At 39.1% G+C, this 11,817-nt stretch carries 9 protein-coding genes and 1 pseudogene; 5 read left to right on the forward strand and 5 right to left on the reverse strand.

Annotation, left to right across the window (positions count from 1 at the left end):
• From Q0X89_RS05040 to Q0X89_RS05050, 3 genes and pseudogenes are all read left to right on the forward strand, one after another.
• Nucleotides 1-340, forward strand: a pseudogene (locus Q0X89_RS05040) (hypothetical protein); the annotation flags it as partial.
• A 62-nt stretch (nt 341-402) separates the two neighbouring features.
• Nucleotides 403-1,068: an SCO family protein gene (locus Q0X89_RS05045; protein WP_297691765.1), complete on the forward strand. Its 666-nt coding sequence runs from the start codon at nt 403-405 to the stop codon at nt 1,066-1,068.
• A gap of 87 nt (nt 1,069-1,155) precedes the next feature.
• Complete coding sequence (locus Q0X89_RS05050; RefSeq protein WP_297691767.1) at nt 1,156-2,202, forward strand: SMP-30/gluconolactonase/LRE family protein; 1,047 nt, start codon at nt 1,156-1,158, stop codon at nt 2,200-2,202.
• Between the two features lie 54 nt (nt 2,203-2,256).
• Here the strand turns inward: Q0X89_RS05050 and Q0X89_RS05055 are convergent, their stop codons facing one another.
• Together Q0X89_RS05055 and mnmA are read right to left on the reverse strand one after the other, a co-directional pair.
• Nucleotides 2,257-3,198 carry a nitronate monooxygenase gene (locus Q0X89_RS05055; RefSeq protein ID WP_297691769.1) on the reverse strand — a complete coding sequence of 314 codons (942 nt, stop codon included), beginning with the start codon at nt 3,196-3,198 and terminating at the stop codon, nt 2,257-2,259.
• A 66-nt stretch (nt 3,199-3,264) separates the two neighbouring features.
• Nucleotides 3,265-4,455, reverse strand: a complete 1,191-nt coding sequence (gene mnmA / locus Q0X89_RS05060; RefSeq protein WP_297691771.1) for a tRNA 2-thiouridine(34) synthase MnmA — start codon at nt 4,453-4,455, stop codon at nt 3,265-3,267.
• A 283-nt stretch (nt 4,456-4,738) separates the two neighbouring features.
• Here mnmA and Q0X89_RS05065 point away from each other — a divergent pair, with 283 nt between their 5' ends.
• Together Q0X89_RS05065 and Q0X89_RS05070 are read left to right on the forward strand one after the other, a co-directional pair.
• Nucleotides 4,739-5,722: a fasciclin domain-containing protein gene (locus Q0X89_RS05065; RefSeq protein WP_297691773.1), complete on the forward strand. Its 984-nt coding sequence runs from the start codon at nt 4,739-4,741 to the stop codon at nt 5,720-5,722.
• 323 nt (nt 5,723-6,045) lie between these two features.
• Entirely contained in the window at nt 6,046-7,485 is a 1,440-nt protein-coding gene (locus tag Q0X89_RS05070) for a fasciclin domain-containing protein (protein ID WP_297691775.1), read from the forward strand.
• A gap of 289 nt (nt 7,486-7,774) precedes the next feature.
• Here the strand turns inward: Q0X89_RS05070 and yidC are convergent, their stop codons facing one another.
• The 3 genes from yidC to Q0X89_RS05085 all read right to left on the reverse strand — a co-directional run bounded on the left by yidC (nt 7,775) and on the right by Q0X89_RS05085 (nt 11,651).
• Nucleotides 7,775-9,625: a membrane protein insertase YidC gene (gene yidC, locus Q0X89_RS05075; protein WP_297691777.1), complete on the reverse strand. Its 1,851-nt coding sequence runs from the start codon at nt 9,623-9,625 to the stop codon at nt 7,775-7,777.
• A gap of 96 nt (nt 9,626-9,721) precedes the next feature.
• Nucleotides 9,722-11,359, reverse strand: coding sequence for a CTP synthase (locus tag Q0X89_RS05080; RefSeq protein ID WP_297691779.1), 1,638 nt, complete (start codon nt 11,357-11,359; stop codon nt 9,722-9,724).
• Nucleotides 11,360-11,408: 49 nt separating this feature from the next.
• Complete coding sequence (locus Q0X89_RS05085; RefSeq protein WP_297691781.1) at nt 11,409-11,651, reverse strand: DUF3820 family protein; 243 nt, start codon at nt 11,649-11,651, stop codon at nt 11,409-11,411.
• Nucleotides 11,652-11,817 lie beyond the last annotated feature (166 nt).

Here is an 11,817-nt window from a genome sequence, read left to right on the forward strand (position 1 = left end):
TGAACTGGCCTCACTTAACGGAGACTTGCCCAAAGCAATTGAACATTTAAAAAATGCTGTTGCCCTGGAAGATAAACTGGTCTATACCGAACCTGCGGCATGGCATGTACCAACTCGTCAAAACCTTGGTGCTGTTCTTTTAATAGCCAATAAATTTGAAGAAGCTGAGATTATTTATAAGGAAGACCTGGAAGTATTAAGGCAAAACGGTTGGTCGCTTATGGGACTGTATCAAAGTCTTACCGCTCAGGGTAAAATGGACGAGGCTGCTCTTATTAAAGCCGAATATGATAAAGCCTGGGAAAATGCCGATATTGAAATAGATAATTCCATACTCTAAAAACAGTAGAAGAATATATCTCTTAGTACCCTTAATTAGATTAAGTTTATAAACAAGCATCATTGCAGACTGAATTTTTTAAAAACCCACATCTAAGGCAGGGAATAATTATATTCCTGGTGCTTACATCCTTATTGATTTTCCTTTCCTATTGGTTTCGGGAAGAACAACCGGCAGTTTATAATCCCGCAGATTTAAATCCTGAACTGGTAGACAGGAGTCTTCAAGATATGAATACTAACCATAAAATTGGCCCTTTTAGTCTTATCAATCAAAACGGGGATACAATAACCGAAAAGGATTACGAAGGTAAAATCTATGTAGCCGATTTCTTCTTTACCCGCTGTCCCACTATTTGTCCTGTTATGACCAATAATATGGAAAAATTGCAAACGGAGTTTTTGAATGATACAGATGTAAAATTATTGTCGCTTTCTGTAACCCCCGAGTATGACAGTGTGCCCGTTTTATATAACTATGCCTCTAAAAATGGAGCACTTGATACAAAATGGAATATTACTACCGGTAATAAAAGGCACATTTATGAATTGGCTCGTAAAAATTATTTCGCCGTGGTTGATCAAGGCGATGGAGGTCTGCAGGACTTTATCCATACTCCGAATTTTGTGCTTGTTGACAAAAAGAAGCAAATACGCGGAATCTACGACGGCACTAAAGATCTAGAGATAACCCGTTTAATTAAGGACATCAGGATCCTGCAGCAGTAGCAGGTATTTTGGTAAATTGCACTATACCTGACTAAAATCATTTAAATTAATTTGATTACAGTCTGTACTGAGCTTAATACAAAGAATATGAAAAATATATTATACCTGGGCCTTGTGGCATTAAACGCCTTAATCCTGCTTCAATGCAAAACCGAAAAAAAAGAGAATTCTGTTAAAGAACAGGAAAAGCCATATGCGACCACGATATTTGAAGAAGGCGAGATTGAGGCCTATGAAGAAAGTCTCTGGTCTATAGTACCCAAGGAAAATAGCATTGAAGTAATCACGGAAGGACATGACTGGACGGAGGGCCCCATTTGGTTGCCAGAACAGGAGATGCTTTTGTATACAGACATTCCGAGGAATTCAATTTATAGTTGGAAGGAAGGAGAAAAAGCAAAGTTATATTTAAAACCTTCAGGTTTTATGGGTGAAGAATTTGGAGGATCAGAACCGGGGGCTAATGGTTTACTCCTAAATAGCGAAGGTGAGCTGGTACTATGCCAGCATGGGGAAAGACAGATCGCACTAATGCAAAGTTCGGTTTCGGAGCCAACCGCCAACTACAAAACCCTGACCAGCGCTTATAAAGGTAAAAGATTCAATAGCCCCAATGATGCGGCATATAAAAGTAACGGGGACCTCTATTTTACAGACCCTCCTTATGGTCTGCCACTGCGAATGGATGACCCGGGCAAAGAACTGAACTATCAGGGGGTATTCAGGCTGAGCAAAGAAGGAGAGTTAACTCTTTTAACTACTGAATTTACAAGACCTAATGGCATTGCGTTCTCACCAGATGAGAAGAAACTGTATGTGGCGAATTCTGATCCTGAACTGGCTATATGGAAAGTATTTGATGTCCTGGAGGACGGTTCTATTAGTAATGCTAAGCTCTTTTTTGATGCCACCGAACTTGTCAGTAAAGAAAAAGGCCTGCCGGACGGTTTAAAAGTGGATAATGAAGGGAACTTATTTGCAACGGGGCCCGGAGGAGTTTTTATTTTCTCTCCCGAGGGAAAAGTACTGGGCAAAATTAAAACCGGACAAGCTACTTCAAATTGTGCTTTCAATACGGACAAATCGGCATTATATATTACAGCAGATAGTTATGTACTTAGGGTAAAATTGTAACTATATGTAAATTATTGAGCTGGTTAAAACTTGAAAGAATACAATCTGTCTTATTTATAAATCTGCCAATCTTTTTTTGGCGTCATTAAATTCCTGCATCATATCTTCAACAATTTCGGAAGCGGGTTTAATGTCGTGGATAAGTGCCGCAACCTGACCTATTTCCAATTCTCCTTCTTCCATATCACCTTCAAACATGCCTCGTTTAGCTCTGGCCCTACCCAATAAACTTTTTAACTCCTCTGTTCCATAACCCTGCTCATAAGCTGCCTGCACGTCCTGGTAGAATTTGTTTTTGAGGATTCTTACCGGAGTGAGTTCCTTGAGCGTTAAATGGGTATCCCCTTCTCCGGCCTCTACAACTTTTTCTTTAAACAAATGATGGGAAGATGCCTCATCACTTGCTACAAATCTACTGCCTACCTGTACCCCATCTGCCCCCAGAATCATTACTGCAAGCATGGCACTTCCGGTAGCAATACCTCCGGCAGCTATTAATGGAATATTTATTTTTTCCCGTACTGCCGGGACTAGGGTTAGTGTAGTCGTTTCGTCCCTTCCGTTGTGACCCCCGGCCTCAAATCCTTCTGCAACTACGGCATCTACTCCTGCTTCCTGGGCCTTTAAAGCAAATTTGACACTACTCACAACATGTACCACGGTTACCCCGTTTTCTTTTAAATATTTAGTCCAGGTCTTTGGATTACCGGCGGAGGTAAATACAATTTTGACCTTTAGTTCCACTATGATTTCCATCAACTTATCAATATCCGGATAAAGCATGGGTATATTAACTCCAAAAGGTTTTTCCGTTGCCTGCTGGCACTTTTGAATATGTTCCCTTAGAACTTCCGGGTACATACTCCCTGCGCCAATAAGCCCCAGTCCTCCTGCATTGGATACCGCTGAGGCCAGCCTCCAGCCGCTTGCCCAAATCATACCTGCCTGAATAATTGGGTGCTCAATTCCGAAAAGTGTGCATAGTCTATTTTGCATAGAGTGATAATCTAAATACCGGAACTAAACCGGAGTTATAAAAGTACTGATTGTTTTGTTGAAAAATTAAGAAATTACTCCGGAACCAACAAGCTCATTATCTATATACCAGGCTGCGAACTGTCCTTCAGTTATAGCAGATTGTTTCTCTTCAAAATCAACATAAAGCCCGGCATCAACCTTGTATAATATTGCTTTTTGGAGCGGTTGCCTATAACGTATCCTTGCCCTAACCTCCATGGATTCATCTACTTTAAGACTTAGGTCGGGTCTAACCCAATGCAGTTCATCATCTGTTATAAACAAGGTGCGTCTGTAAAGCCCGGGGTGTGCTTTTCCCTGTCCGGTAAAAATGATATTCTGCGAAACATCAGTTTCTATAACAAATAAGGGCTCAGGAGTCCCCCCAACATCCAGACCTTTTCGCTGTCCTTTGGTAAAGTAATGAGCACCCTGGTGTTGGCCTACGACTGCGCCATCAGTAATTTCATAAACTGGCTTTTGAGCATAATAGGCCAATTCCTCAAATTTAGTTTTAAAGGGAGGTACTGTTCGCTGGTATTGGGGCACATCACTGGGAACTTCCACTATGGGGCCTTTTTTTGGCTTCAGCTTTTGCTGTAAAAAATCGGGGAGGCGTACTTTTCCTATAAAGCAAAGCCCCTGGGAATCCTTTTTATCCGCCGTAATTAATTCATTATCAGAGGCGATCTTCCTTACCTCAGGTTTTGTCAATTCTCCGATCGGAAAAAGTGTATTGGATAATTGATCCTGGGACAACTGGCACAAGAAGTACGATTGATCTTTATTTTCATCTACCCCTGACAATAGCCTGTATGTCTTGGCCCCGGTAGCATCCAAAATTTCTCCTTTTCTGCAATAGTGTCCTGTTGCCACGAAATCTGCACCTAATTGCATAGCAATTTTCAGGAAAACATCAAACTTAATTTCCCGATTACATAGTACATCGGGATTGGGTGTTCTGCCTTTTTCATATTCCCGAAACATATAGTCTACAATGCGCTCCTTGTATTCTTTGCTTAAATCTACAGTTTGGAAAGGAATACCCAGCTTCTCGGCAACAATCAAAGCGTCGTTACTATCTTCCAACCAGGGACATTCTTTGGAAATAGTCACAGAGTCATCATGCCAGTTTTTCATAAAAAGGCCAATAACCTCATATCCCTGTTTTTTCAACAGATATGCAGCCACACTAGAGTCTACCCCTCCCGAAAGTCCTACAACTACTTTTTTCATATTTGCTAAAGAGCAGCAAAATTACAAAATTTGCCTATTATTTGGGTTAAGAGGATAAGACTATACCATAGTTTAGAAAGAAAACGTTATGGAATTAGTATGAAATACAATAATATTGGTGTTTTAAAAAATTTTGGAAACCATAAATAGTAAAAAAACAATCATGATATGAAAATCGTAAAATTGACCTTACCCGAATATTAAAATTATCCTAAAGTTACTTAGACGAAAAAAATGCTAACAAAAAATATTGCACTTTTATATCACATAAAAAAAATGAATTATGAAAAAGTACCAAATTTTCAAAAATTTCCTGATTATTACTCTTATGATTTTTACAGCCGTCTCCTGTAATAATGACGATGGGGGTGGTTCACAATCCGGAGAGAACATTGTTGAATTGGCCATGGCCGATCCAAATTTATCTACATTGGTTGAAGCCCTGGAAATTACAAATTTGGCAAGCACGCTGGAAGGACCCGGCCCTTTCACTGTCCTTGCACCTACAAATACCGCATTTGACTTATTCTTAGCGCTAGGGAATTTTGCAAGTATTAATGATGTTCCTGTAGCTGTATTGGAACAATTACTTCTTAACCATGTAATTGGTTCACAAATAAACGCCGCTAATTTTATAACCCTGGCCCGGAATTATGCGCAGACCCTGGCAGATGGTCCAACTGACGGCACAAAGCTTTCCCTTTATTTCGATGCCACTGGTGCTACTGTAACATTCAATGGTGCTTCCAATGTAGTTGACGCAGATATAAGTGCTTCTAACGGTGTTATTCATACGGTGGATGCTGTCATTGATTTTCCAACGGTCGTTACTTTTGTAACCACGGATATAAACTTTCAACAGTTAACTACTGCCTTAACCACTGCAACACCAGGAACGGATTTCGCCACACTTCTATCGGGTACGGGACCATTTACGGTATTTGCCCCTGCCGACATAGCTTTCGACGCTTTGCTGGCAACAAATGACGACTGGAATACCGTAGAAGATATTGATGAGACTTTATTAACATCGGTATTGCAACATCATGTAGCGAATGGTAACAACCGTTCCGAAGATCTAACAGATCAATCTACAATTACGACGCTGGAAGGAGATGATATTACATTTTCATCATCGCTTGGTCTTATTACAATTACCGACGGTTCTGGCAATTCAGAAATTGTGCTAGCCGTTTCGGATTTTCAGGCTATAAATGGTGTCGTGCATCTTATTACAGAAGTAATGATCCCGGACACTACTAATTAGTAAAGGAATAGTTTTCGCTCTAAAACTTCAAACTGCCGTAATCACGGCAGTTTTTTTTATATCCACCATACTCAGAATTCTTCATGCATACAAATATTTTGTTAAATTATATATATTTATTATTAAACAAAAGCAACCATTTTAATTTATCTTCATCTTTTATTTAGTCCTAAAAAACGAGAGTTTAAAGCCTATAAAGGTTCATTAAATACAAAAAAATAGGTTTTAAGGGAGTGTTAAACAAATAATAAATATCTTTTTACGTTTAACTTTTTTAATACTTTCGTTGAACAAAATAATTAATTTAATATAAAATCAGAAAAATGAAATTAAGTACTAATTTTTTTAAAGCGATTCTGGCTTCAGCAGCCTTGGTAGTATCGTTTTCATGTTCTAACGATGACAATGGTGGTTCGGTAATTCTACCCACCGAACAAAACATTGTTGAAATTGCACTGGCAACCCCAGAGCTTGCATCACTTGTTGCAGCACTTCAAGCTGCAGATGGAGATTTAGTAAATGTATTGCAAGGAGATGGACCTTTTACGGTTCTCGCTCCAACCAATGCAGCGTTTACAACTTTTTTAGCAGCTAACAATTTCCCATCCCTAGACGATGTGCCAACAGATGTTTTGGCAGAAATTTTATTAAACCACGTAATTTCAGCCGATATTACTTCCGGAGATTTAGTTGCTTCAGGAGCAGGCTATGCAAGTACGAATGCTTCAGGAGCAGATGATAATAACATCAGCATTTATTTTAATACTGCGAATGGCGTACGATTTAATAACGTTTCTGCTGTTACAGACGGAGGAGCAGATATAGATGCTTCCAATGGAACCATTCATATAGTAGATGCAGTAATTCCTATCCCTTCAATCCTTACTCATGCTGCAGTAAATGCAGATTTTAGCAGTTTAGTAGTAGCATTAGGTGCAGCGGATGGAAATTTAATTGATGTTTTAGGTGGTGATGGACCCTTTACGGTTTTAGCTCCGGATAATGCAGCTTTTGAAACCTTCCTGGATGGAACACCCTTAGGAAACGTAAATACTGCTGTCCTTTCTCAAATCCTTCTTAATCACGTTATTGGAGACGCTGTTACTTCAACTGACCTTGTTGCAGGAGTAGCCGGCTATACTAACACCAGCGCTACTGGCCCCGGAGATAATGCATTAAGCCTTTATTACAATACCTCTGACGGAGTTCAATTTAATGGAATATCGTCAGTAACAACTGCTGATGTTGTTGGATCCAACGGGATCATACATGCAGTGGATACGGTAATTGATATCCCAACAGTAGTAACTTTTGCCGCTGCAGATCCTAATTTCTCTACTCTAGTTGAGGCCCTAACAACATTGACACCTGGAACTGATTTTGTAAATATCCTATCCAGGACTGAAGGCAGTAATGCGGATGGCATAAATCCTGATTTTACAGTTTTTGCTCCCACTAACGATGCTTTTACTGCCTTGGGTGACCTTCCGGGAGAAGTTGTTTTAACACAAGTACTATTGCACCATGTAGTGAGCGAAAACAATATTACATCAGGTGACCTTAATCCGGCTGGAGATACACCGGCTACAACGCTGGAAGGAGATGATATCATTATTACCCTACCTGGTACAGACCCAAATATTGCCGATGTTACAGATGGTGCAGGCAATACAGGAAAAGGCATAATTGCCGTAGATGTTCAGGCTGGAAATGGAGTAATCCACGTTTTGGATGCGGTACTTCTTCCTGATACCACAAACTAATTAAAATATTGATTTAGTGGCGACTAATTCGATTATTTGATAGCTGAAACTCCCTTGATTCATCAGGGGAGTTTTTTGTAAGAAAAAAGACAGGGATTCTTCTAAAAGAAAGGAGACATCAAAATTGAAACTGTTAGCATACAAAAAATGAGCCTTTACAACTATTCTTTTTTTTTGGAAAAACTATAGTGCATCTTTGGAATCCCAAATCTTACCAAATTAAACCTACTTAAAGCTAGAAGCCCCGACAGAAATGTCAGGGCTTTTTGTTTTTAGGAAATGTGAGATGTTATTTGGTCTTTTTCTGCTGCTCTGCCTGCTCCATCATCTCACGCATTTTTCTCTGAAACTTATTTTCCTTTTTGGGTTTCTTTTTATTCTCCTGTATCTGAGCATGTATTTTGTCCTCATCCAATATAAACCTCTTTATTGCCAACATGATAAAGATCGTAATAAGGTTTGAAACAAAGTAATATAAACTCAACCCACTCGCGTAATTGTTAAAGAAGAAAAGCATCATCAAAGGAGACAAATACATGATGAATTTCATATTTGGCATACCCGGTTGGGTTTGCATATTCTGCCCGGTGGTCATCATCATATAAAAGAAAATAGCCACTGATGCCAATATTGGAAATAAACTTACATGATCTCCGTAAAATGGAATGGTAAACGGCAATTCTGCGATTGTGTCATAAGAGGATAAATCGCTGGCCCAGAGAAAAGACTTTTGTCGTAGTGCGAAAGAGGTAGGGAAAAACATAAATAAGGCATAGAAAATAGGTAATTGTAACAATGCCGGCACACAACCGCTCATTGGGCTCACTCCTGCCTTATTATACAGCTTCATAGTTTCCTGCTGTTTCTTCATTGCATTGTCCTTATACTTTTCAGTAAGCTCAGTAATTTCAGGTTTTAGAACCTTCATTTTAGCCTGTGACAAATACGATTTGTATGTAACCGGAGACATTACCAATCTTACCAGGATGGTCATTACTACAATGGCAATTCCAAATGGTAAAAAAGAACTTAAAAAACCATAAAACGGAGTAAACACAAATCTGTTTATCCAACCAAAAATTCCCCAGCCATATGGAATAGAATCGGCTAGTCCCAATTCCTTATATTCCCCTAATACTTCTATGTCTGTAGGCCCATAATACCAATTCATATTATAAGAAAGTTCACCACCCTCCATTTTTAAGGGTGCAACTGAAGCAAATTCTTTGGTTACCCTGGCTTCTTTACTTTCCTCTTCCACTAAATTCCTTGAATTTAAGGTAGCCGTCTCAAAAGGTGTTTTTGTTGCAAGAATAGAACTAAAAAAGTGTTGCCTGTAAGAAAGCCAGCGAACTTCATTCTCAATTTCTTCATCATCACCACTTTCGGAGAGTTTGCTAATTTTATCATCTTCATGTCTATAGGTAAGTCTGGTGTACCTATTCTCATATTGGATACTCTTATTATGCCTGATTCCCTGTAATTTCCAGTTAAGATTTATTGGCTGCGCATCATTTATTACGCTGCTTAACCCTTGAGACCGCACCGTATAATCTACCAGGTATTCATTTGGCTTCATTTCATAACGAAATTCCAAAAACTGGTTGGAAGCAACTTTTGCCTTCATTGAAAGCACCTGATTGTCTCCATTCTGTGAAATTGAGGGTTCAAAAAACAGATCCTTTGAATCTAATACACGATTGTCTCTTGTTGTAAAATTAATTCCAAAAGAAGCATTGCCATCTTTAACCAAATAAATGGGTATTGAATCATAGGTGACAAACTTCTTCATCCTGGCTTCAATTATCTGACCCCCTTTATTGCTTACCTCCAGGAAGAGGACTTCATTTTCTAGAATGGTAGTTCCTTCCTTTGCTGAAGTAAATCCGAAACCTCCTATGGCACTTTTGTAATCGGCAATCGCAACAGAGTCTTGCAAATCAATCTGTGATTCCTGTAAAACGGGCTCAGGCGCAGTGGATTCTTCGACTTCTACCTGAGATTCTACTTTAGCCCGTTCCGCCTTTTGAGCCTCCAGTTCCTCTGGTGTGGGCTGATTTTGGTAAAACCAAAAAATGAGAATTCCAAAGATCAGTATAAAGCCAATGATGGAATTTATGTCGAGTTTCTTTTCTTCCATTTAATATAATTTAAATACAAATCCGCAATAATTTTGGCTCATGCCTGTGAACGGATAGTTCCAAATGGTTTGCAAATATATATCCAATTGTGGAGTTTATGCCAAACTGGCATTAGTTTGTTGTCTTTTGTGCAACAATACGGCCTTCACAAAGCCTACAAAAAGCGGATGTGGATTGGCTACTGTACTTTTATATTCCGGATGATATTGTACACCTATAAACCATGGATGAGAGGGTATTTCAATTATTTCAACCAAATCGGTATCTGTATTTATACCTGAGGCTATCATACCTGCTTTCTCAAATTCCTCTTTGTAGTCATTGTTAAATTCATAACGATGCCTGTGCCTCTCAGAAATGGAAGTTCTGCCATGGTATGCTTTATGCACAAGCGATCCTTCTTTTATCTGACATTCCCAGGCTCCAAGACGCATAGTACCGCCTTTATTGGTGATTGACTTTTGTTCTTCCATTAAGCTAATAACAGGATGATCCGTATACTCATCCATTTCAGTAGAATTGGCATCCTTTAACTTCAATACATTTCTTGCAAATTCAATTACGGCCATCTGCATTCCAAGGCATATCCCTAAAAACGGAATTTCATTCTCTCTTGCATACCGCACCGCTTTAATCTTTCCTTCAATGCCTCGCTCTCCAAAACCCGGAGCAACAAGAATACCCTGAAGGCCTTTCATTTTCTCCTCAAAGTTTTGGGCCGTGATAAATTCAGAGTGTATAGACCTAACATTTACTTTAACCTCATTTATCGCCCCTGCATGAATAAATGATTCCAGGATGGATTTATAAGAATCCTGCAATTCAACATATTTGCCAATAAGTCCAATTGTTACTTCAGACTTCGGGTGTTTATGCCTGTCCAGAAACTCATTCCATTGATCCAGATCCGGCTTGGTATTATCGGGTAAGTTAAGTTTCTGCAAGGCAACGGTATCTAAACCTTCATCCTGCATCATAACCGGTACATCATAAATGGTTGATGCATCTATTGATTGTATAACTGCTTCTTTTTTAACATTACAGAATAACGCCAATTTTTGTTTGATGTCATCCGATAATTCATGTTCTGTCCTGCATACCAAAATATCTGCTTTAATTCCGCTCTCCATGAGGGTTTTAACTGAGTGCTGTGTTGGTTTGGTCTTTAACTCACCGGCGGCAGAAAGATATGGGACTAAAGTAAGATGTACTACAATACCATTGTTATCCCCCAATTCCCATAGTAATTGTCTTACCGCTTCTATATAGGGAAGGGATTCAATATCCCCGACTGTTCCCCCGATTTCAGTAATAACAATATCGTATTCACCGCTATTTCCAAGTATTTGAATTCGTTCCTTTATTTCATTTGTAATATGCGGAACTACCTGCACTGTCTTGCCCAAAAACTCTCCGCGGCGTTCTTTTTCAATCACACTCTGGTAAATCCGGCCTGTAGTTACATTGTTGGCCTGTGATGTTTTTACATTTAAAAATCGTTCATAATGCCCAAGATCAAGATCGGTTTCTGCGCCGTCATCAGTAACATAGCACTCCCCATGCTCGTATGGGTTGAGGGTACCAGGATCTACATTGATATAAGGATCTAGTTTTTGTATGGTCGTTTTATACCCTCTTGCCTGCAGAAGTTTAGCTAAGGAAGCTGCAATGATTCCTTTTCCAAGTGAAGAAGTTACACCTCCCGTAACGAAAACATATTTAGTATCTGGCATATCGCACTTCTATATTACGGGATTCAAAGGTACAAAATGCAACTAGAAATTATTGGGTATCCACAGGAAATTCTTCCCTAATTTTTCTAATCAGCCCTTCCAAACCATTTATTTTTATCTCTAGAACAGCCCTCATTTGCTCCCCGAGTTTACCCTTAGGAAAACCATTTCTCTGGAACCAAACCAAATATGCTTCGGGTAAATCAATAAGGTAACGCTCTTTAAATTTACCAAATGGCATTTTGTAATGCGCCAGTTCTACCAGCTTTTTCTTGTCGGAAGTAAATTCCATTATTAAATCTAAATAATTTATCTTTAAAACACTTAAAAGTATGGAAAATGAAACGCAGAACATTCATCGGCTCTTCAGTTGCAGCTACGGCAGGTTTATTAACCACGGCAAAAGCAACTGCCATAGGCAATCCAAAAGATCAGGATAAAAAGTTTAAAGGAAATAT

This window comes from uncultured Eudoraea sp. (assembly GCF_947258525.1).
Lineage (GTDB): Bacteria > Bacteroidota > Bacteroidia > Flavobacteriales > Flavobacteriaceae > Eudoraea.

What these genes read in the sequence shown, in the direction of transcription:
- Q0X89_RS05050 (WP_297691767.1), top strand. Translation starts at nt 1,156, where the DNA reads ATGAAAAATATATTATACCTGGGCCTTGTGGCATTAAACGCCTTAATC.
- Q0X89_RS05055 (WP_297691769.1), bottom strand. Translation starts at nt 3,198, where the DNA reads ATGCAAAATAGACTATGCACACTTTTCGGAATTGAGCACCCAATTATT.
- mnmA (WP_297691771.1), bottom strand. Translation starts at nt 4,455, where the DNA reads ATGAAAAAAGTAGTTGTAGGACTTTCGGGAGGGGTAGACTCTAGTGTG.
- Q0X89_RS05065 (WP_297691773.1), top strand. Translation starts at nt 4,739, where the DNA reads ATGAAAAAGTACCAAATTTTCAAAAATTTCCTGATTATTACTCTTATG.
- Q0X89_RS05070 (WP_297691775.1), top strand. Translation starts at nt 6,046, where the DNA reads ATGAAATTAAGTACTAATTTTTTTAAAGCGATTCTGGCTTCAGCAGCC.
- yidC (WP_297691777.1), bottom strand. Translation starts at nt 9,625, where the DNA reads ATGGAAGAAAAGAAACTCGACATAAATTCCATCATTGGCTTTATACTG.
- Q0X89_RS05080 (WP_297691779.1), bottom strand. Translation starts at nt 11,359, where the DNA reads ATGCCAGATACTAAATATGTTTTCGTTACGGGAGGTGTAACTTCTTCA.
- Q0X89_RS05085 (WP_297691781.1), bottom strand. Translation starts at nt 11,651, where the DNA reads ATGGAATTTACTTCCGACAAGAAAAAGCTGGTAGAACTGGCGCATTAC.